Consider the following 21715-nt stretch of genomic DNA (forward strand, 5'->3'; position numbering starts at 1 on the left):
GTCACTGTGACGCCGCTCACTCGCCGAAGGCGGACCGGTCCAGATCGATGACCACCAACCGAAGCCGCGCGCCGGCGTAGCCGCTGGCGGCCACCACCGGCTCCAGCGCGGCCGCCGCTTTTTCCAGCAATGGCGGCAAAGGCAGCGCGATGGCGACCAGTCGCACCTCGACCACCTCCGGCGTCGCGTCCACGGCGAGCGCGTCCAGGCCGGTGCGGAAAACGCCGCCGAGCGCGTTCATCCGCGGCCGCGCCGGCCGCAGTCCCGGCACGCCGACCAGCGCGGCGAGCAGCCGGTCGGTGAGCTCGACCCGCGCGGTCATGGCGCCATCACGATGTCCACAATGGACACCTCGACTCCGGCCAACGACTCGCCGGTCCCGGCCTCGACCGCGGCCGCCACCGCGCGCTGCACGGCCTGGCCGACGTCGGCGGCGCGGCCGGTGACGCTGACGCTGACGCGTACGACCGGACCGTCCGCCACCGTGACGCCGGTGCTGGCCGCACGGGCCATGCCGAGCACCTGCTGCCGCGCCGCGCGACCCCAGCCGCCGATCAGCTCGGCCACGCCCGGCTCCAGCCGCAGCACGCCGGGGGTCGCCAGCGTCGCCTGCGCGGCGACGGCGGCGATCACGTCCGGACCGATCACCAGCTCCGCCATCACGGCCCCTCGTACAGGTCGCCGACCACCAGGTCGAGCCGTCGCAACCGCAGTCCGACGCGGCTGTGGCAGGCGACGTACGCGCGGTCGCGTACGGTCTCCAGCACACCGTGCGTGTAACTGAGATAGCTCACCGCCAGCGTCAGCTCGGCCTCCACCAGCGCGTTCCCGTCCTCGTCGAAGCCGGTCACCGACAGCCGGCAGCGGCGCGCGCGTACGCCCGGCACCTCGTCGGCCGCATATCGCAACACCGCGGCGACCGCCTGCTCGCTGACCCGCACTCCGCCTGGCTCCGCGGTCGGCAGTGGCACCATGTCGCGGCGCCGCAGGTCGGCGCATACGGCCGCCATGATCCGGTCGGTCAACCCCGCCGACGGCTCCTCGATGTCGGCCGCGAGCTGCTCGGTCGACTCCCGCAACGCCCGCAGGCCACCGGCCGCCGTCTGGCAGTGCGGGCAGCCGCGCGCATGGGTGTCCGGCGCGTCCAAGCCATCCCAGACCTCGTCGAGCGAGCGTCCACAGGGCAGCAGGTAGTCGGTGCCGGTCTGGTCTACCGCCATGGCCGCATCACCTCCGCCAGTTGGGCCCTGGCCCGGGCGATCCGCCCGCGCACGGCGGTGGTCGTGCTGTTCACAGCGGCGGCGATCTCCTCGTACGAACGGCCGTGCACCTCGCGCAGCAGCCAGCACGCCCGTTGCTCAGGCGTGAGCTGCTGCAACGCGCCGGTCAGCGCGGCCAGTTGCGCGCTCACCTCGGCTGCGCGGTCCGGCGGCGGATCCGGCGAGTGCGTCGCCTCCGGGTCCAGCTCCGCCTGCGGCCGGCGTGCGCGCAGCACGTTGAGGCAGCGGTTGGTGGTCGTACGGTAGAGCCAGCCGACGAACGCCGCGTCCTCCTGCAGCTGCGGCAGCCGCCGCCAAGCCGTCAGAAACACGTCCTGCACCACGTCCTCGGCGTCGCCACGGCTGGCCAGCATGCGCACGGCGAGCCGGTACATCGGCCCCTGATAGCGGCGCACCAACTGCTCGTACGCTGGCACGTCGCCGTCCCGGGCACGCGCCACCAGGGTGACGTCGTCCAGCTCGACGGCGGTCGCCACAGCACTCCCCTCGGATCGACCCTCTGCCGGCTAGGACACCGCGGGGCGGTAATCGTCACGGCGATGCTGACCTTAACCGGCAGTGATCGTCGTCACCTCTCGAGAGCGTGCTTTCGGCCTGGTTCTAGCGGCTGCGGATGCCGGTACGTAGGTGTGGCTGTGAGGCGTGTGGTCGTCGGGGCTGGGTTTCTGGTTCTTGCGTTCGGTGGTGGTGGGTTTCTTGCGTTGGGAAACTGCTGCATGTTCGTTGCGTTGGGAGGGTTTTCGTTTTCGCGGCGGGCGACCTCAAGGGGAGGACCGGGTTTTGTTTGTGGTTGGGTTGGGTGCCGGGTGCGGTTCTCGAGGTGGTGTGGACATACATGTGGCTAGGAGGAGCTGTCTCGCAACTGCAAATCGAGCGCTCAATATCCCGTTTTATGTCTTGTCAGACAGGTGTTACGCAGTCAGGTCGCCTCACCTGCATTGTCAGCCACAGTAGTCACATCAGTAACGCTCCGGCCGTCGCTCGATGTTTGCAAGGACGCCATACGTGCGTCAGGCGCACGTATGGCGTCCTTGCGGCCAAGACACAACGGGCGAGGCAGATATTTAGCGTTACAGTCGTCAGCGATGGCGTGTGTGCCCGCGACTGGCGACTACGCGGCGTACGCCTCGATCTCGTCCAGGAACATCGCGGTCGCGTTGCCGCCGTAGGTCTTGTTGAAGGTCAGCCGCACCCACCGCGCCTGTGTCGGCGCCATGCCGAAGTCATACCAGACGCGGCTGGCGTCGTTGGTCTGGCCGAGCGTGCCGACCGTTGTGAAGTTGACCTTGTCGGTGCTGGTCGCGACCGTCACCGAGCTGGGCCGATAGTCGGGATATTCCTCGTACGCGTGGAAACGCACCTTGTTGATCGACTGGACGGTGGCGAGGTCGACGAGCACGGTGACCGAGGTCGCGGACGTGTAACCGTATGACCGGTTGTCGCCCCAGTCGTCGGCCAGCACGCCGTCGGTCGACTCGGTGACCGCCGGATCCAGGTATTTCGGGTCGCCGGCCGGTTTCGGTGTTGCCTCGTACGTGCGACCTCCGGCGACATTGGCGTGCGGCAAGGAGAATCCGGCGATCTCCAGGTCGTCGAGGCTGACCGGCTGGCCGTTGCTGGTGCTGTCGACGACGAGCCGTAGGTATTGCGCTTTCGCGTTCAGGCCGACGAAATCGTCACCTCCGTCACCGGCCGGGTTGGCCGCCGCGGTGGCCCATTTCGTGCCGTCGTAGGAAACCTGCACGCTGTAGCTCTTGGCGAAGACACTCCCCCACGACAGCCGCAGGCCGTCGACCTGCGCCTGCTGCGGAAGATTGACGGTCAATGTCTGCGTGCCGGCGGCCGTCGGCTGCCAGCTCGTACCGTGGTCGCCGTCGATGGCGTCGCCGGCCTCGTGACCGGTTGCCTGGCTGGATGCCGACGCGGTCGCGGCGCGCGCCAGATCGTTGGCGACGACCGGCTTTCCGCTGGCCGCGTCCAGCACGAGCGCGCGGATCCGCGCCATGTAACCGGGATCGGCCGAATACTTGTCGGCGCTCTGCGTCAGTGCGTACGCCAAGTCGTGTGCGAGCCCCGGATTCGTCCTGCCGAGAATGGCAAGCACCTCATAGTCCTCGGCGCCGTCGCGCTGCGACTCATACCGGATCGTCGACATGATCCGGTGGTTTTGCTTGTCCGGCCAGACGATGTAGTGGTCACCCTTGACAGAATCAGTGTCCAGACCGGCGAGCCAGCCGGACATCGAATAGTGCAGATAACCGTTGGCGTTGCTGCCGTACGCATACCACATCGTCAGCCGCTGGTGCCATTCTGGCTGGTCGAGGAACCGGTTGAGATAGTTGGCCACCGGGATGTTGCAGTTGTAGAGGAAAAGATCGCGGTCCGGCACGCCGTCGTGGTTGTTGTCCTCGCTGCGCAGCTGGTCGTAGACGTTCGGATGGTTGGTGGGGCTGTAGTTGAGCAGGTTTGGCACCATCACGCTCATGTTGGGCGCCAGGTTGGAAGCCCACGGCTCGTGGAAAATCGCGTCGCCGAGCCGGACGTCCGGCCACACCGCGCGGATTTTCTGCGCCATGCCGTTCCACGCGTCCTGGTCGCTCTGGCTCTGCGGCTCGTCGCCGAGATGCGTCCAGAACATGCCGGTCCAGCCTTTCTGGTCCAGATGCGCCTTCAGCGCCGGATAGAACTTCTGGACCCAGTTGGCCACCGTCGAGGAGCTCCACGTGACGTAATCGCGTACGGAGGCACCGCTGGCGTTCCGTGAAATCATCTCCATGTCGCGGATTCCGTCATGGCCGTGGTAGTTGTCGGTGTCGGCCATGCCGGTCATGCCTTCCAGCCGCTTCACCGAGCTGTGGTCCAGATAGAACTGGATCACCTGGTCGAACCTGTCCCACTTGAAGGTGTACGTGCCGTCCGCATTGGCTGTCGTGCCACCGTCGAGCAGCAGGCCGATCATCGGAAACGCGAAGTCGTTGGTGCGGTGTTCCCTCATCTGCTGCGCGACATCGGTCTGCAGCTGCCACCATTCCGGTGTGTAGCGGTCCATTCCGTACGTCAGGTTGATGGTGTCGCCGTCCGGTTTCCACGACAGCTCACCGACAAACGTGTGCCACATGGAAACGGTGAAGGCGCCATCCTTTGGATCGGGGATCGTGACAGCGCGTACGTTCACCGAGATCGGGACGGTCGAGTCGCCTTTGTTGGTGTGGATGGTCGCCGTGCCGGTGTACGTGCCGGCCGCGGTCGTCTTCGGCACGTACGTCTTGACCCAGATCGCCTGCGTGCTGTTCGCGTCGACCGCCGCGGCGGGATCATTCGAGAGATCGTCCGGAAAGTCGGCCGGCGCCTTGCGCAGGACCGGATAGATCGGCTGCGGTCCAGTCGCGCCGTTGAAGGCCGAGTTGGCGTTCAGATGCCGGTAGCCGACGAAGTTGTAGGTCAGGTTGGTTGCCGCGATCGAGTTTCCGCCGCTGGTCAGCGCGCTGAAGTCGACGCCGGTGATGGCGAACGCGTCCGGCCGGCGCAGGACGATCTGTCCGGCCTCGTACTCGTTGCGCGCCGCGTCCAGCGCCACCGACTGCCCGGACGACGGATCTGGTTGCGTGTCACGGAAAACGTTGGTCGACGCCGGCTCGGTCCAGACGGTCGTCGGGCTGCCGCCACCGGTGAAACTGACGATGTCGGCCTTGTGGTCGCCGTTGACATCGCCGATCCGCGGCGTCTCGCCATTACGCGCGAAGCCGCTGGTCCATTTCCAACCGTCCTGCACGAAACGGCCACCGTCGGACAAGGACACGTAAACGCTGCCGTCCGCGCCGCCGGTGAACGTGACGAGGTCCGCCTTGCCGTCACCGTTGACATCGCCGACCGCCGGCGTTTCGTTGCCTACGGCGAAATGATCGTGCCACTTGACGCCGTTTCCGTTGAACTTCGAGCCGTCGGACAGCGCGACGTAAACGTCCGCGGTCGTACCACGGGTGAAGGTGGCGATGTCGTCCTTGCCGTCACCATTGAAATCACCAACCGCGGGGATTTCGTCGTTGTACGCGAAATCGTCGTGCCATTTTATCGCGTTGCCGTTGAATTTCGTACCGTCGGACAGGGCGACGTACACATCACCGGTCGTGCCGCGCGTGAACGTGACGATGTCGTCCTTGCCGTCACCGTTGAAATCGCCGACCATCGGATATTCGTCGTTGTACGCGAAAGAGTCGTGCCACTTGACGGACGTGCCGTTGAACTTCGTACCGTCCGACAACGCGACGTAAACGTCCGCGCTCGAGCCTCGGGTAAAGGTGACAATGTCGTCTTTGCCGTCGCCGTTGAAGTCGCCGACCGCCGGGATTTCCGTGCCGTACGCGAAGAAGTCGTGCCACTTGACCGCCGACGCGTCAAACTTGGAGCCATCCGACAACGACACGAACACGTCCGCGTCCGTGCCACGGGTGAACGACACCACGTCGTCCTTGCCGTCGCCGTTGAAATCTCCGACCAGCGGCAGGTCGCCGTTGAACGCGAACTGGTCCTGCCACTTGCCGCCGGCGCCAAACGCACTCGCGCCGTTGGACGTGGCGACCAGGACATCACCACCTGGCACCTCCGCCGCCACCGGCGCCGGCTCCGGCACCGCCAATCCAGCCGCGACCAGCGCGGACACCGCCAGACTCACGATCACGTTCCGGACTCGGGACATCGCCGCTCCTCCGAGCGCAAGGGCCAGTTGGCAGGCACCATAACGGCGGTCCACGGCCATGTCTGCGCTCGCGCGCAGGTCCAACGCCAATCGGCAGGATCGGCGTAGACCAGTGCCACCGCAACGATGTAGCGTTACATCAAGGCCGCTCGTACGCCGGTCCACCAGCGGCGATACGGTCGAGTCATGAGCGAGACGGACATCGGCGAGGCCATCAGGCGGATCCTCATCACGGACGGCCCGGCGACCGACGACGACCTCGTCGAGCGGTTGACCGCCGACGGCGTGGACCTCGGTCCACACCCGGAGGACACACTGCTGGACGCGCTCGAGGCGATGGACCACAACGTCGTGATGCTCGTCGACGACCGCTCGGCCTGGGCGCCGCAGCTGCTGGCCGGCCGCGTCTTCACCCATCGCCTCAGCGAGTGGGAGATCGAGCGTGACACGCTCGCGCTCGACCCCGACCTGACCGCCGTCATCGTCACGACCGAGATCGAGGGTGGAGACCACCTCGCCGACGGCTCTGCTGTCACCGTGGTGACCTTCCCGATGGACGCGGGACTGGTCGCCGAGCGCGGCATTCCCGACGGAGAAGGAAGCTTCTTTCTCCTCCTGCCTCGCGGTCACCTCGCCGGCATGGGCCTGCGTGGCGGAGACCTGGTCGGCGTGCGCCGCGTCGAGGCCGGGATCGCACTGGAGAAGGTCGACGAAGACACGGTCTCCACGGACACCGCCGCGCTGGGTGGAGCCCTGACCGCACTTCTGGACGACCGTCACGCGGTCGATCTTCAGCTCGCGATCGTCACCACGTGCGCGAACGACCCGTCGCTGTTCACTCAGCCGCTGCCACCGCTCGGGACGACTCTTCCCGACCTCGGCTTCATTCGGTACGGCGACTGGCTCCAGCTCGCGATGCCGCCGGAAGAGGTTCTGAGCCATCGTTACGGCTTGGACGAAAAGGACGCACGCTCGGCGGCGGCCATCATCTCTCACTTTCAGCGCGGCGAGCCCGGTGAGGACGACCTCTTGCTGGGCATGTCCGACTCGGCTGTTGCCGAGGCGGTCCTGTTGGAGCTGCAACCGGCCGATCCCGATCGACTGCACGTCTTCGCCGAGTCCGTTGGCCAGCGACTCGCGGCCGTCGGACACTGGCTGCACGGCCGCGCGTACGAGCTGGACGGCGACGTCATCGCGGCCGAAAACGCCTTGCTGGCCGCTGAAAAACTCGACTCGCAGTGGGAGCCCATCGTCAGCGACCTGCTCTACTACGCGAACGACCGCGGCAACGCGGCCCGCGGCCTGGAGCTGCTGCGGCGGCTCGGGTCCGGTCACCCGTTGTCGCCGATTTTCCAGAAGTTCCAGCCACAACCGCGGCCGGATCTGGGCCGCAACAAGCCGTGCTGGTGTGGCTCCGGCCGCAAATACAAGGCGTGCCACCTGAGAAGCGAGATCCTGCCGTTGGACGTGCGGGCCTCCTGGCTCTATCAGAAGGCGGAAGTCTTCCAGCTGGACAACATCGAGTCCGCGGAGCTTCTCCAAACGCTGGCCTACCGCCGAGCGCGCCACAGCGGCTGGCACGAGGACCCGTTGCCAGCTGACGCGATGCTCTTCGAAGGCGGAATGTTCGCCAGGTTTCTGGCCGTACGCGGCGCCCTGTTGCCCGCGGACGAACACATCCTGGCCGAACAATGGCTGCTGGTGGAGCGGTCCGTTCACCAGATCAAGCACATCCGACCGGGCCGCGGGCTCACGATGCGCGATCTGCGTACGGGTGACGTGCACGAAGTCCGCGAACGCACCGCGAGCCGGACACTGCGGACCGGCGACCTGGTCTGCTGCCGCGTCGTACCGGCCGGCGACACCATGCAGATCTTCGGCGGCATCGAGCCGGTTTCGTTGGGACAACGGGACAAGCTGATCGAGCTGTTGGACCGCGGGCCGGCAGCCGAGGAACTTGTCGACTTCCTCACCGCGCGCTTCGCTCCCCCGCAGTTGGTCAACACCGACGGCGATCCACTCATGGTGCGCGAGGCAACCCTCGCTGTCACCGACCGCAACGCTCTCCGCGATGCCCTTGATCGCGCGTACGAAAGAAATGACGACGGCTCGGATGAATGGATGGATTTCAACAACACGCAACACATCCGCGCGACGCTCCATCTCGACACGCAGCTGCGTGTGTCGACCAACAGCGAAAACCGCCTCGACCGCGTACTGGACCAGCTGCGTACGCTGGACCCGTCGCTCGTGGTCGTCGACCAGTCCCGCGAGTCGATGGACGACGTGCGTACAACCACCGCACCGTCGCTTCCCGCGTACGACACCGAAACGGCGCACATCCTGGAGCAGCATGTCCGCGAATACGAACGAAAATGGCTCGACGAGCCGATTCCGGCGCTGTCCGGTCACACTCCACGCGAGGCCGCCGCGGACCCCACCCGCCGCGACGATCTGACCCGCCTCCTCGACTCCTTTCCCGACGACGAAAGCAATCCAGGAGCGACGAGCCCTCGCCGCCTCCGCGCCGCCCTCAATCTCTGATGTCGATCTGAGAAAATCCTTGCAGCCGACCTTGCGAAAAGCTTGCCGTGAATTTCGTGCGTTAGCTTGAAAAATCGCCGCTGCCGCTTGACACGTACACCTCATTGAGGTGTCCTTATCCGCGCCCTTCCGGCGCTGTGTGTCCAAAAGCAGAACAGGTCATTGCTGATGTCCATCGCTATGCGTACGTTGATCGTCGGTGTGCTGCTCGCCGCGCTCACCGCCTGTTCCGCCACACCGCTCACCGGCTTGACCGACGCACAGGCGCTCCAGGTGGCCGAGGACATTCTGCTGCGCGGCTGTCTGCGCAAACTCGGCTTCGACTTCATCGTCACTGATCCGCGTACGTTGCCGCAGGCCCGCGAGTTTCCATACGTCATCGACGATGTCGCCTGGGCTCGCCAACACGGCTATGGCACGGACATCCAGCGCGCACAGGACCAGGCGCGCCGAAACGACCCCAACGCCAAATACGTGCAGAGCCTGTCCTCGCAGCGTCAAGCCGCACTGCTGGCCGCCGAAAACGGGCCCAGTCCAAGCGGACTGACCATCACCACCGTCGATGGCCTGCAATACAGCCGAAATCCGCACAGCTGCAGCTCTCAGGCGCAACAACAACTCTACGGCGACCTCGCCGGCTGGTTCGGTTCGAAAGCCTCGATGGACTCGATAAAATACCTGCGGATCACCACCGTACAACGCGATCCGGCATTCCTGCAGGCCGGCCACACCTGGTCCGCCTGCATGCAACGCTCTGGCTATCACTACGCAAACCCTGCCGCAATCCGCGCCGCGCCGCCTGGCACACGTACGAAAGAAGTCCAGCTCGCCGTCGCCGAGGCGACCTGCGCCTCATCGTCCGGCCTTTCGGCGACCGCCGCATCTCTTGACAAGCATTATGACGAAATCCTACGTACGCGTTATCGAGGCGTCGTCACCACGTACGAGCGGCTGCGTACAAACGCTCTGCCTCGAGCGCGATCAATTGTCCAATCCGAAAGCATTTCATAGAACGGCCACAATTCCATCTGTCCGAAAGGAAACACATGCGTCTCGTCCGCACGCTCCTCGCCGGCATCTTCTCAGTGCTCGCACTCGCGGTCACACCGATGGCCGCCAACGCCGCAACACAATCTCTTCCGGCACCGAACGGCTATTTCTACCTGTGCGCCGACTACAACCTCGGGGGGCCGTGCGCTCACTGGGGTGGCTACAGCCTCAACACCGGCTCGTACGGCACCACCGCGCTGTCGGCCTGGAACAACGGATACGCCACCAGCAGCGGACTCGATGACGTACTCGTGTACCACGACGTGAACTTCACCGGCGCCACCCGCGGCATCTATCGCAGCGCGATCCTGAGCGATCTCCGGATGTACCGCTACGACGGCCAGACCTACACTCTCGCCAAGAACATCCGCTCATTCCGCTGGGTCAATCTCCCCTAACCACAACCATTAGCGTTCCGCCGCTCACCTCCGACAAGGTGAGCGGCGGTCTCGAACCGCTCTGCCGACGCAGCTGAGCCGTCGGGCCTTGACCAGCCGAGGCTCCGGCGAAACTCAGTTGCCCGCCCGACGAAAGACCGCGGCGCAAATCCCACGTCCCCCCGAACCGTCGGTCCGCCGCTCGGTCAGCCAGGACCGCAGCCGGTCACCGGCGGCTGTTCGCTCGCGCTGGGACTCGACCACCAACTTCGCCGGAGTCGCTGGATCTCTCGACACGTCAAGGCGCCAGGTCCGCCGGCCACGGGAAAGTAGCACCACACCTTCCGCTGCATGGAAAATCGTCGGACCCGACACGCCTTTCAGGGCGTCCCACGCCGCATCTTCCGCCATCACCTCCAGCGTCGCCGGCAGCGGCCATTTCGACACGGTGGAAGCGAACGTACGACCTGCCAAGGCAGCGGCATGCGGGTTTCTAAGGAAGTCGAGATCACGCTCGGCCATTGCCTGCTCGAAATAACGCAATGCCTCCGCCAGGGCGGACGTGCCATCCAGTCTGAATCCGGCTTCGACCCCTTCCTCAATTCCGTGGACGGCATCGTAGTTGGCGGAGAAAAGGGCGCCACGCCGACGATCTGCGATGAGTCCCTTCGCGTGGTTGAGCAGACAAGGATAGATGTCGACACCGACGTCGGCGAGCACACCGGCATCGGCCAGAAATCTGCTGCTCCCCCGCAGGAGCATCCGGACTCTGACGCCGCGCTCGACCGCCGCGCGTACGTGATCCAGGAGTAGATCAGGGCGACGGGCGATGCCGACGAGACTGTAGGTGGCAAGCAACAACTCCGTACGCGCTGACGCGATGACGCTGGCGATGGCGTCCTTGATCAGGTGCTGATCGTCGAAAGTCCAGATCGGTCCAACAGCGTCCGGATCTGCCGCCGGCAACGCCACCTTCGACCGATGCGTTCGGGCAATCCTCGTGACGACCGGGCTCTCGGTCAACGGCATCTCCCATTGGGCCTCCTGCCAGAGGACGGCGAAAAACCGGGCAAGCCGATCGACGTGAGCCGGTACGTCGACGACGACACCGTTCTCACCGGTCTGTTCGAAGGCACGCGTCATCAGATTGGCGCTGCTGACCAAGGCGACGCGATCGTCGATCACCGCGAACTTCGCATGGCATCCCTCGTACGCACGGACCGCGATGCCGTGTCTGGTCAGGTCCTCGAAACGCTTGCGCTCAAGCTGCTTGTCGACCTGCGCGTCCTCGTCCACCTCGTTGATGGCCTTGTCAAGATCCCTGTCGGTCATCGCCGAAATGACATAGACACCGCCGGTCAGGCGTTCGGCCGCGCGATAAAGAGCTTCCCGCAGCGCGTCGTCACCGATGAAAAAACTCGCAACGAACACCTTGCGGGAAGCCCCATCAATAAGCTCGATCAGATCGTCCCGAATGCGCGAGCCGCCGCCGAGATAGGTGAAGGTGTGCCGAATGCCGGCGTCGTCCGGCGTCGAGGGCACAAACTCCGTACGCGACGGACTCGCACGTTCCACAAAGAAATCGCCGGGCACCGTCACGTCACCAAGATCAATGACCTCAGGCATAGGCGAAGTCTTCCATCGCCCTCAACACATACACCCGGTGGAATTCACTCCGCCGCCACAGCGCGGAACGAACCTGCGCGCCGGTCACTTCGTGCCCGTACTCGGTCATTGCTTCCCGGATGCCCGCCTGAACCGTCTGCTGATCGAGCTCGTCAAGTGGCGTTTCCAGCACGGTGTTCACGGCACGGCTCAGCGCGAAGACGGCTTTCGCGGCCTCATCGGCCGGCTCCAGTCGTACCGCCACAGCCACCACGAGACGCTCGCTCCGATCTGCGACCTCAAGGCGCAGCGGTCGTACGACCGAGTGCCGATCGTCACTCATCCTCTGCGCAACGTCGGCACCGATCTTGATGATGCGAGCGGGATCACCGGTGGACGCTGTCGTCCGGGCCTGCCCGTAGGCCGCGAGTGCGCCGCCGACGTTCGCGCTCAGCCGGGAGATCCAGCCAACCATGCCGTTTGGCGCCGCCATCTCGACGGTCGGAGCACGATGTCGATCATTGTGGTCCAGGAGAGAAAGGATTCCGGTGTCCTTCCCGGCCCAGCCGCGAGATCGGTACGCTGGGCAGGTTTCCGGGAAGGGCGTTTCGTCAGCGACGACTGTGTGCACCCAGTCGGGCAGGCCTTCCACGGCACCAAGCTGGATACGCCGATCGAGGAAGGCGGCGCGACCGGTCTGGTGGAGGTCCTCTGGCATCGGCGCGGAAAACACCGGCGTGATCCGATGGATCAGCGGCACGGCCGCATCCTCGAAGGCGACGAGATCGTCCGTCCGCGGCAGGTACAGCAACGTCAACGTCGCCGGATGACTTTCGAACAGTTGCTCGGCCGCGAGCGACTCCCTGGCCCTGTCTCGCATCACCGCGTACGAACGATCCCGTTGCACCACCTCAAGAACGCCGACCGCGGCGATGTGCGACATCACTCGTACGACCAGATGCTCCGGCAGTCCGGTCACCTCGACCACGTCGGCCACCGTGACGACACCGAGTTGGAGCGCCGCCTCGATGACGAACCGCTCCACCACGGACAGCCCGTGCGCGACCAGTTTGGTCACCGGCGCCCGCCAGAACAGAATCGGCACGACCGCCTCGACCAGTTCGATCGAACCGCGCTGATCGAGCTTCGGTGAATCGGGCTTCCATTCGTAGGCGACGGTCATCAGAAGCGTGCCACCACCTGGCACTGCGAACCACTGTCGAAAAGGCCGAAAAGATGGTCGTAGAAGACCTTCGCGCCATCCACACCCGTCAACTGCTGAAGCGTTTGACGGTGACCGACGAGAACCAACGCGCGCTGAGCCCGGGTGCAGGCTACGTTCAGCCGGCGTACGTCCTGGAGCCAACGGCCGAAGCGTGGGCCGACCCTTCCACGGGCAGCACGTGTGAAAGACAACACGACGATATCCGACTGCTGACCCTGAATCGCGTCGATCACATCGATAACCTTCGTCTTCAGGGCTTTGAGCCGCATGTCATTGATCGCGCGATCGAGCGCTGTCGCCTGGACACGGTAGAACGCCAACACACTCACGGTAACTCCACTGACGCCGGCACTGCTGAGCTCGTCGTCATACGTCTTCAGCGCCCACAACACGGCTTTCTGCTCCAACGGGTTGACGAATCCCGTACCCACCTGCCTGTCCAAGGCGTCGTCGCGATATTTGCTGGTGTCGATGAATACGAGTGGGGCCGAAAACGCCGGGGTGATGAGCGGCCGCAGGCCGATCCGCTCCAGATCCCGTTCCGGCGGATCACGGTAATCACCACCGTAAACCGGTTGACGGACCACCTGCGACAACGCCGGAATCATCCGCCGTTGCACGACCATGCGTTCCCGCAGCCGCGGTTCGATCTCCTTGACCACGCGCTGGAACAAGCTGTGCACCAGATGCCGGCGCATCGCCTGAAGCAGATCCCGGTCGCCGGTGTCACCGGGAAACCGTTTCATCGCCTTGGCGAACGTAGCGCGGCAGCTGTCGACCCAATCGCCCGACGTGATCTGCTCGGCCAGTTCGGTGACTTCGCGACGCCGGAAAATCCGCTGCTCGTCGTCTTCCTGCCACAGCGCGGCAAGGTGTTCGACGCTCTCCGCAAGAGAGGCGGCGGCTCCGCGTTGATGTCGATAGATCGCTGTCAGCGCGTGTAAATGGCGCTCGTCCTCGTCGTCGACGTGCGGCGGCAACTGATGCTCGTCGCCGACCAGAACCCAGCGGCGAGCGCGTACGGCACCGATCAGGAACTCACTGTCGGTCACCCTGCTCGCCTCGTCGACGATCAACGTGTCGTAGTCGGTGTCTCTCACCCGCTGGCTGCCACCGCTGACAATGCCTTTGGTGGTCGCGCAAACCAGATTCGTCGCGCGTATGTACGACTGCCGTACGTCCTCGACAACATCGTCGTTCTGCCGGTCGGCGGTAAGCTGTTCCCAACGGTTGCGCAGCTTCTCGTACGTCCACAGCTTTTCCCGCTCGGCTTTCAGTGCCGCGACACGCGCTTCGACCACGTCGGTCTTCCACGGGAATCCCTGTTTCTCCGCCAGATCCTCGCGCCGCCGAGAGGCGATCACCTTCTCCCTGACCCGTTCACGCACCAGCGCCTCCGCCTCGGCCACCCCAGCCGTAGCCGCGACACGCGCTTCCTTCAATGCGGTCTCCGCTACTACCACGGCATTGCCGGCATAGGTGCGCTCATCGTGCGCGGCTTTCAGCTCAGCAGCGCAGTCGCTTTTCTTCTTTGCTGCGCGGCGATAACCATCGAAGACGTCGTTGAGCTCTTCGTACGCCTCCAGGCCGCCAGCCAGGAGTCGCACTTTCATCGGCTCCGACAGCACGTCTTCGAGGGCGACGGCGACCTCGGAGCAGATCTTCTGTAGCCTGGCCAACTCACTGCGGTACACCTTGTGTGGGCGGAAGTGGCTCTTGGTCACGTCCGCCAAGCTGCGCGACATCTGCAGCACAGCGGCGATCCAGTCCTGTTCGGCCTGCGTCGAACGCCGCGTCTGCTCGTCGATCTCTCGCTGACGCACCGCAAGCTCGGACCGCAGTCGCTCCAGGACGATAACGTCCTTGGCGATCGTCGCCGCCAGGGCTTCCAGTTGGGACTGTCGCGTCGCCAAGTCCTGCCAGGCGAACTCCGCTCCCCGCACCGCGGTTTCCAGTCGCGAATAATCACCAAACCCCACCTTGTCCAACCAGGCCGCTATTCCCATCGGTCGTCGTTTTGCCGCCAGCTGGGATCGTACGGACGCCAGATGACTGGCAGCGTCGGCCATCGCGCGGTGGATTGCCGGACCTTCTCGCCGTACGAATTCCCGCCTTTCGGCGGACCGGGTCTCGACAGCGGCGATGTCCCTGGCCAGCCTCGCCGCGTCCTGAACGACCTCGTCGCGCGGCAGCTGATCGCGCAGCGTTTGCCCTCGTGCGTAGGCAGTCTCGACAGCGTTCAGCAGCGCGAGCAGCTTCGGACGTACGCCCTCGTCCCATGCGGCCAGATTCGTGGTCGCCTTCTCAGCTTCCTGCGCCGCGTAGACGAGGTCGCGTTCGCTTGCCACGAGCTGGTTTTCGCGGAGGACGAGCTGTGTTTCCAGCGTTCGCACTCGCCCGTAGCCTTCCCTTTGCGACCGGGCCAGGTTGGCCACGGCCGCCAGGTGGGCGTGCTCTCGCTCTTGCTCAAGCCGAATCACGTCCTCGATCTCAGCCAGATCGTCCAGCTGCTTCTCGATCTCGGAAGCTCTTCCACGCCACCTGGCGCGTCTGGCGTCGCCTTCCCGGAATGCACGCCGCGCCAGGTCCCTGCCCACCTTGTCCCACAGATAGGGATGCAGATCCTGGTGAACCTTGTTGACGTCCCAGGTGATCCGCAGAGCCCTTACCCCCGGCAGCGGTCCGACCCTGCGCAGCACCTCGTCGACCGCCACGTGGCTCGGTGCGAGCACCAGAACTCGTTCTCCCCGCACGACGAGTTGCTGGATCAGCTCGCTGATCACCGTCGTCTTGCCGGTTCCTGGCGGCCCCTGAACGAGAAACGCGTGCGGTGTCGCCAGCGCCCCCGCGACCGCCTTCCGTTGAGCGTCGTTCAACGGCTCGGTTTTCGGGTCGATATCACAGAAGAAACGCTCGGGCATACGCACCGGCTCCGGCATGCGCAGGGCACTGGGGTCGCAGAGAAGGGTCGCGAGGTTTTCCCAGTTGCCTCGTACGTCCGAGTTACGAAATCGCTCCAGTGCCTCCGTGTTCTGGCGCATCGTAAACCGAGTCTTGACAACGACTCGTACCGCGGCACCCGGGCGTGCGGTCCAGTCTCGCACGGGCTCGACTGTCAACATTCGCCCAGCCACTTTCTGCACCTGTGTGCGATACTCCCGCTCCTCCGCGCACACGATCACCCGCTGTTGGCGCAGCGGTTTCGCAGGTTGTTCGGACAACCTGATCAGCAGCGCCGGTTCCACGCCTTCAACTGTGCCCACCAGTTCGGCCTCTGGAATCGTTCTGGCACGCTCATCCAACACATTCAGCAAAGTCTTCAGCTGTCCGTAATGTTTTCTTACACTGCCGTGCAAAGCTCGCCGCTGGAGTAGTTCGTCCTGTTGAACCGGCCGGCGCAGCTCTCTGCGTATGGCATCGTCCTTGTAGGCGACTTTGAAAACCGCCGGAAGGTTGCAACCGACTTCGTCCTTGACCGGAACGAAGCTGATCTTCGGCCGGATGCGGACACTCGCCCGCACCTCGTCCAGCACGTATGCCGTGTACGCAACGGCGAGAAGATGCCCGCCGATTTGCGCGGAGCGGGAATACACCTCCAGGCCGAACTCGTGGCCGCCCACCCGATACCAGCCCTTGCGCCGCTCGTCACGTGCGATCCAGATCCCATCGTCCAGATCGGCCTCGATCGCATCCAACGTCACGCCATCCGGCAGCTTTATGCCGTTCGGTGGCGGCAAGTAGCTCAACGCCAGCGGCGGCACCGGTCCGATCCGCCGCCGGGCAAGTTCCTCCACCCAAGCATTGGGCGGACTGAACCGCGCGGTCACAACTCACCTACGAACTGCAGCGTCGCAATGCGGCTGTCGAGCCTCTCCCGCCTCTCGGCGTTCTCCAGAGTCCACAACGCACGCAACACATTCAGCGCGCGACCGCCGAGATCTTCGCAGAGTCCTGCCGTAACACAGTCGGTGCCATGGGCCAGCACCGAGCTGTTCCGAGCCTCGGCTCGCAGCCGCAGATTGCTGATCGCTTTGTCATTACCAACGCCAAACTTGGCGGCGTTCTCGTCCAGCGTACGGAGCAGGACCGCGGCGTCTATCAACCCGACGCGTGCCGGTAGACCCGTCACGGAGTGGCCGGTCACTTTGCTCGCAGCGGACGAGAACCGCTCGGCAAGGCCGGAAACGTCGTCGGCCAGCAGTGAGTAGTCGGGGCGTCTGCAGGAGAACCCGGGTGCGTGTTTCTCCAGCCGGAGCGCGAGACCGTACTCCAGCGTCCGATAGTAGAGCAAAGCCGCGAAATCATGCCGCGAGAGCCGTTGGTAGTGTTTGCCGAGGAGGTAGAAGTTCAGCAGGAGGGGCCACCCCTCTCGCTTCTCGACCAGGTCCTCGACGAAGTCGACCTGTTTGGAGATCCGCTGGGCTAGCGAGCGAACAGGAGTGTAGGAAGCGTCCTCGAGCCGGGCGCGCATGGTGCATACGCGTTCCGGCAGCACCTCGAAATCCAGGTCACACCACGCCTGATAAAGATCCGAGAGATCGCGGAAAAACCGTGCCTTGACCGGCCGGTAGCCGTTGTCTGCCACTTTCTTGTACCGGTATTGGGCCTCGGCGTAGTTTCCGATCCGGAAAGCCACACCGGCCGCGTCCATTTCCCGATCTGCGAACAACGACGTCGGGTTGGGCACGATCAGCAGCGTCTCGGTGCCGGGCACCGCCTGGCGCATCTCGGGGTCGAACTTGCTCTCGATGTAACACATCGGAAGGTCAAGTTGCGACGCGGCCAGCGCCGCACTGGCACTCATGACCTTCTTCCCACCGGTTATGTCGATCATGACGTACGGCCGCTCGCCACCCGACGCCGGCCGCGCGTTGTCTGCCGCGTCCTGGATGTGCCGATAAAGATGCAGCGGGTCGGTCGGGTCCACATACCGCATGTCCAGCTGGGAAGCCCGGTAACCCAACACCTCCTGGATGACATCCACGCTGTCGCGCGTCTCGTCCGACCCGATCGTCATCAGACGTTTCGGTTCGAGAATCTTGCACGCCAGAATCGTCGTCTCCGGCGAAAATCCCGACAGGCTGACCAGCAGGTCAACCTGCCGATCCGGCAGGGTCGAATTCTTCTTGGCCTGTTCGATCACGAACGGCAGCAACTTCTCCATCCGGAACCTGCGCGCCTGGTCTGCCGCCGGCCCGTCCCCGTACGCCTGCTCACCGCGAAAGATCCGCCGCAGCTCAGCGTTCATCTCAGTGAAGCCATCCATCTCACCGACTGTATCGAGATCAGGACCCTGCGCGCAGCACAAATGTCGATCATCGAACAAACTGGTCAGGCACGTTTCCATCCGACTGTCACCAGAAGGGTACGGAGAGTTCTGCAAGATCCCTGCGCGTGGCCCCGGTTGTCTGATACGCATGTAAGGCCGTTCAGCAAGACAAGACACGGGGGTCGTGGTGCGAGGGCGTCAGCAAGCTGCTCGGGTTGTTCGATTTTGGCGAGCGATCGAGATGTTCAGCCCGCAAGGCGTACCGAAGCGCACCGGTCTCGGCCGCAGCGAGAAGTCGGAGTCGGTGGTCCTGGACGTCTCACCGGGTGAGCTTGCGCCGTGGGAGCCGGGCCATCCTCTCACCGCCAAGCCCCTGCCGGAGGACAAGAGCTGGCAGTTCATCGTCTATGGCGGCCGGTACGACGTGGGCTTGGCACGCAAGGAACTGGTCGAGACGTTTGGACGCGACGACAAGGAGGCCGACGGCCGTGTGGGTGGCGAGACAGCGCTTTTCGCGTTCACCGTCGACGCGGACGGATGCTTGATCGCCGGCACGGCGACGTTGTCCGCTTGCGCATGGGCACTCAGCAGGTTGCAGTCGCCGGGACCGAACCATCGCGGGTGGCTGGATGGATTCGAGTTCGAGGAACGCGCATTCGTCGATGCGTTGGACCGGCTGGCGCCGCACAAACCCGAGGCCGTCGCCGAGCCGACGGGTGCACTTGCGTCCGTTGGCGAAGCCGTTGCCCAGCATGTCAAGGGCGCGGCCGCAGACGCGATCGCGGAAGGCGCCAAAGCAACCGGCGTGGCGGTTGGCGCCGCCGTCGGCGTCGGCGTGGGCTCGGTTGCCGGACCAATAGCCGGAGGCATCGCCGGCGCCGTTGCCGGGAAGTTCGCCGAACGGCTGCTCACGCCCGGCCGTCGGCGTACGGCTGCCGATGACAACACGCAGCCAGCTGAGAGCGACGCTGGTCCGACCCTCCCGCGTCTTCGTTTGACGATGTCAGATCTCCACTCGTTCGTCTCCCAGTTGGCCGCGGCGATGGGTATCGAGAAGAAACTCGACATCGCCGGCGTCAGGGTGAAATGCGTTCAGGTTCACGTGAAGAGCGATGACGCGGCCGGCACCGAACAGAGCTTCCTCAACAGCTTTATCGCCAACGATCTGGCGCAGATCGAGCAGGCAGTGGCGGCCGACAGCTTTGGTGCTGCACTCTCGACCTATCTGGCCGAAGCATCGGTTGCTACCAAAATCGACGTACGCTCCGATCGGGCGACTGTGCTGTCATCGGTTGAGCCTGAGGCGATCCCTGGCGGGCGGTGGCCGGTAACGACGGACTGGCCGCTGGTGATGAGCCAGCAGTTCTCCGTCAACCAGATTATGCGCGAGCTGGCCAACCACTCGGGAATTTTCGCTGTCAACGGCCCACCGGGCACCGGCAAGACGACGATGTTGCGAGACGTACTCGCGGCCGTTGTCGTCGACCGCGCGAGACAACTCGCCGGGCTGCGGGATCCGTTGGACGCTTTCGGCGAGCAGGTCGATCAGGTCGAGGAGGTCTACAGCAGAGCGACCGCCAAGGTTCACAGCGTACGGCCCGACCTGACCGGTTTCGAGATCGTCGTCGCCACCGCGAGCAACAACGCCGCCACGAACGTCACCGCCGAAATTCCGGCGCTCGGCGCGGTCGAAGGCGCGGTGGACGAGGCCGTGGCGACGGACTACTTCACGGACCTGGCGTCACGCGTGTTGGATCGTCCCGCCTGGGGGTTGGTTGCCGCCGCACTGGGAAACATGGAGAATCGCAACACTTTTGGTCATCGATTCTGGTGGAGCGACAAGGACGACACGCGCGCGGGAATGCAGGAGATTTTCAAGAAAGTCCGCGAACAGCCCGGCACAGTCCAGAGCTGGCCCGCCGCGGTTCAGGCGTTCCAGGACGCCGAGTCCGCGCTCGCCGTCCACGCGGCCCGCCGGCAGGCGATCGCGGACGAGATCAGCAAGCTTCCCCAGTATGAGGCCGCGGTCCGCGATCTCGCGAACGCGATCGGCCAACTCCAGGCCATCTGCGACGATCACCGGAATGCCGCCAGGCGAGCCAGCGAGCTCGAGCGGGAAACACAGCGCATTTTCGAGGACGTCGACCGCGAATACCAGGACTGGCCCCGCCACAAGCCGAGCTTCTGGGTCGTACTGTCCACGTGGGGCCGCGCAGGTCGCGAGTGGCACCAGCGGCATAACGAACTGGCCGCCCAGCGGGACGGCGTACGAACGCAGCGAGACAGTCACCGTGACGCCGCGGCACGGCACCAGTCGCACCTGTCGCAGGCGCTGCACGCTCTGGAAGCGAAAAGAAAAGAACACGAACAGGCGGAGCGACGCCTCGCCAATGCTCAGGTGAAAATCACCTTCGCCCAGCGGCACTGGCCGGGATGCGTCCCCAACGCTCTCGCGGACGAGACGGAATTCCAGTTGTGTGCCCCGTGGGGAGATCCGGAGTTCACCGCGGCACGCAACAAGCTGTTTCTTGCCGCGTTGCGCTTGCACAAGGCATTCATCTTCCACTCGGAGAAGAAGATTCGGCACAACCTGGCGGTGATCGTCGCCTTTGTCCGTGGCAGAGTCAAACTGCGGCCGGAGACACTTCTGGCGGCCTGGCAGACGCTTTTTCTGGTCGTACCCATGGTGTCGACCACGTTTGCATCGCTGCCGCGCCTGTTCGCCGGTTTGGGCAGCGAATCCCTCGGCTGGCTTTTCATCGACGAGGCCGGCCAGGCCACCGCACAACAGGCCGCGGGTGGTTTGTGGCGTTGCCGCCGAGCCGTCATCGTCGGTGATCCACAACAGCTCGAGCCCATCGTCACGTTGCCCCGGCCCGCTCAGGACGCTTTGCGCAATTACTACGGCGTATCCGAACAATGGACTCCGGACAAGACCTCGGTCCAACTGGTGGCCGACCGCCACGCGCGATTCGGCACCTCGCTGCGTGATCCCGGCAGCGACGAGGAGATCTGGGTCGGCTCGCCCCTGCGCGTCCACCGTCGCTGCGACCAGCCGATGTTCGACATCTCCAACACGATTGCGTACGGCGGCGACCTCATGGTCTTCGGGACTCCCCCACGAGAGCCTTTCGCCGGCGACAACGCGTGGATCAACGTCTCCGGACCCGCATCCGACAACTGGGTGCCGGCCGAAGGTGAAGCACTGGCCGAGCTTCTGACCGAGTTGATCAGGAATGGAATCGACGCCAAGAACATTCGCGTGATCAGCCCGTTCCGCGACGCCGTGGCCGGCAGCAAAGGAGTAGCCAGGACGACGCTAAGGAGCCTGTTCGATCCGAAGACCGCCAGGGAATTCACCGAGGAGAACGTCGGCACGATACATACGGTCCAAGGTCAGGAGGCGAACGTTGTCGTCCTGGTCCTCGGCAGCAAACCCGACAACAACGGTGCACGTCGATGGGCGGCGGACAAGCCCAACCTCCTCAACGTCGCCGTGTCGCGGGCGAAGCGGCGCCTCTACGTCATTGGCGACAAAGACAAGTGGCGCAACCTGCCGTATTTCAACGTACTCGCCAGCACTCTCCCCGAACGACCACCGTCCGCCTAGCCGACGTAGCAAACAGTGGCCTCACTATCGAACGCGAGCCACTGTGTGGGTTGGCGCTG

General features: G+C 64.6%; 13 protein-coding genes. 4 read left to right on the plus strand and 9 right to left on the minus strand.

Features of this window, described 5'->3' with window-relative positions; genetic code table 11:
• Nucleotides 1-16: 16 nt before the first annotated feature.
• From GNX95_RS11530 to GNX95_RS11550, 5 genes are all read right to left on the minus strand, one after another.
• Nucleotides 17-322, minus strand: coding sequence for a hypothetical protein (locus tag GNX95_RS11530; RefSeq protein WP_163507080.1), 306 nt, complete (start codon nt 320-322; stop codon nt 17-19).
• Nucleotides 319-660 (minus strand): Asp23/Gls24 family envelope stress response protein, encoded by a 342-nt coding sequence (locus tag GNX95_RS11535; RefSeq protein WP_163507081.1) that lies wholly within the window; start codon nt 658-660, stop codon nt 319-321. The genes GNX95_RS11530 and GNX95_RS11535 overlap by 4 nt, the downstream gene beginning before the upstream one ends.
• Nucleotides 660-1220, minus strand: a complete 561-nt coding sequence (locus tag GNX95_RS11540) for an anti-sigma factor (RefSeq protein WP_163507082.1) — start codon at nt 1218-1220, stop codon at nt 660-662. Before GNX95_RS11540 ends, GNX95_RS11535 begins: the two co-directional genes overlap by 1 nt.
• Nucleotides 1211-1756 carry an RNA polymerase sigma factor gene (locus GNX95_RS11545; RefSeq protein ID WP_163507083.1) on the minus strand — a complete coding sequence of 182 codons (546 nt, stop codon included), beginning with the start codon at nt 1754-1756 and terminating at the stop codon, nt 1211-1213. Before GNX95_RS11545 ends, GNX95_RS11540 begins: the two co-directional genes overlap by 10 nt.
• A 635-nt stretch (nt 1757-2391) precedes the next feature.
• A complete protein-coding gene (locus GNX95_RS11550; protein ID WP_222853517.1) occupies nt 2392-5976 on the minus strand; it encodes an FG-GAP-like repeat-containing protein in 3585 nt (1194 codons plus the stop codon).
• Nucleotides 5977-6162: 186 nt separating this feature from the next.
• Here GNX95_RS11550 and GNX95_RS11555 point away from each other — a divergent pair, with 186 nt between their 5' ends.
• The 3 genes from GNX95_RS11555 (at nt 6163) to GNX95_RS11565 (ending at nt 9968) form a co-directional block, all read left to right on the plus strand.
• Nucleotides 6163-8520 carry an SEC-C metal-binding domain-containing protein gene (locus GNX95_RS11555; protein WP_222853518.1) on the plus strand — a complete coding sequence of 786 codons (2358 nt, stop codon included), beginning with the start codon at nt 6163-6165 and terminating at the stop codon, nt 8518-8520.
• A gap of 168 nt (nt 8521-8688) precedes the next feature.
• Nucleotides 8689-9531 (plus strand): hypothetical protein, encoded by an 843-nt coding sequence (locus tag GNX95_RS11560; RefSeq protein ID WP_163507086.1) that lies wholly within the window; start codon nt 8689-8691, stop codon nt 9529-9531.
• 35 nt (nt 9532-9566) lie between these two features.
• Nucleotides 9567-9968: a hypothetical protein gene (locus tag GNX95_RS11565; RefSeq protein ID WP_163507087.1), complete on the plus strand. Its 402-nt coding sequence runs from the start codon at nt 9567-9569 to the stop codon at nt 9966-9968.
• A 114-nt stretch (nt 9969-10082) separates the two neighbouring features.
• Here the strand turns inward: GNX95_RS11565 and GNX95_RS11570 are convergent, their stop codons facing one another.
• The 4 genes from GNX95_RS11570 to GNX95_RS11585 are packed head-to-tail and all read right to left on the minus strand — an operon-like array spanning nt 10083 to nt 18043.
• Nucleotides 10083-11573, minus strand: a complete 1491-nt coding sequence (locus GNX95_RS11570; protein ID WP_163507088.1) for a phospholipase D-like domain-containing protein — start codon at nt 11571-11573, stop codon at nt 10083-10085.
• Nucleotides 11566-12735 carry a hypothetical protein gene (locus tag GNX95_RS11575; protein ID WP_163507089.1) on the minus strand — a complete coding sequence of 390 codons (1170 nt, stop codon included), beginning with the start codon at nt 12733-12735 and terminating at the stop codon, nt 11566-11568. Before GNX95_RS11575 ends, GNX95_RS11570 begins: the two co-directional genes overlap by 8 nt.
• A complete protein-coding gene (locus tag GNX95_RS11580; protein ID WP_163507090.1) occupies nt 12735-16604 on the minus strand; it encodes an AAA domain-containing protein in 3870 nt (1289 codons plus the stop codon). Before GNX95_RS11580 ends, GNX95_RS11575 begins: the two co-directional genes overlap by 1 nt.
• Nucleotides 16601-18043, minus strand: coding sequence for a hypothetical protein (locus tag GNX95_RS11585; RefSeq protein ID WP_163507091.1), 1443 nt, complete (start codon nt 18041-18043; stop codon nt 16601-16603). Before GNX95_RS11585 ends, GNX95_RS11580 begins: the two co-directional genes overlap by 4 nt.
• A gap of 244 nt (nt 18044-18287) precedes the next feature.
• Between GNX95_RS11585 and GNX95_RS11590 the strand changes: the two genes are divergently transcribed.
• Entirely contained in the window at nt 18288-21656 is a 3369-nt protein-coding gene (locus GNX95_RS11590; protein ID WP_163507092.1) for a DEAD/DEAH box helicase, read from the plus strand.
• The last annotated feature ends 59 nt before the right edge of the window (nt 21657-21715 follow it).

This window comes from Fodinicola acaciae, assembly GCF_010993745.1.
Lineage (GTDB): Bacteria > Actinomycetota > Actinomycetes > Mycobacteriales > HKI-0501 > Fodinicola > Fodinicola acaciae.

Excerpts from the sequence above, each read along its gene's own strand:
- GNX95_RS11530 (WP_163507080.1), bottom strand. The coding sequence starts at position 322 with ATGACCGCGCGGGTCGAGCTCACCGACCGGCTGCTCGCCGCGCTGGTC.
- GNX95_RS11535 (WP_163507081.1), bottom strand. The coding sequence starts at position 660 with ATGGCGGAGCTGGTGATCGGTCCGGACGTGATCGCCGCCGTCGCCGCG.
- GNX95_RS11540 (WP_163507082.1), bottom strand. The coding sequence starts at position 1,220 with ATGGCGGTAGACCAGACCGGCACCGACTACCTGCTGCCCTGTGGACGC.
- GNX95_RS11550 (WP_222853517.1), bottom strand. The coding sequence starts at position 5,976 with ATGTCCCGAGTCCGGAACGTGATCGTGAGTCTGGCGGTGTCCGCGCTG.
- GNX95_RS11555 (WP_222853518.1), top strand. The coding sequence starts at position 6,163 with ATGAGCGAGACGGACATCGGCGAGGCCATCAGGCGGATCCTCATCACG.
- GNX95_RS11560 (WP_163507086.1), top strand. The coding sequence starts at position 8,689 with ATGTCCATCGCTATGCGTACGTTGATCGTCGGTGTGCTGCTCGCCGCG.
- GNX95_RS11565 (WP_163507087.1), top strand. The coding sequence starts at position 9,567 with ATGCGTCTCGTCCGCACGCTCCTCGCCGGCATCTTCTCAGTGCTCGCA.
- GNX95_RS11570 (WP_163507088.1), bottom strand. The coding sequence starts at position 11,573 with ATGCCTGAGGTCATTGATCTTGGTGACGTGACGGTGCCCGGCGATTTC.
- GNX95_RS11575 (WP_163507089.1), bottom strand. The coding sequence starts at position 12,735 with ATGACCGTCGCCTACGAATGGAAGCCCGATTCACCGAAGCTCGATCAG.
- GNX95_RS11585 (WP_163507091.1), bottom strand. The coding sequence starts at position 18,043 with ATGGATGGCTTCACTGAGATGAACGCTGAGCTGCGGCGGATCTTTCGC.
- GNX95_RS11590 (WP_163507092.1), top strand. The coding sequence starts at position 18,288 with ATGTTCAGCCCGCAAGGCGTACCGAAGCGCACCGGTCTCGGCCGCAGC.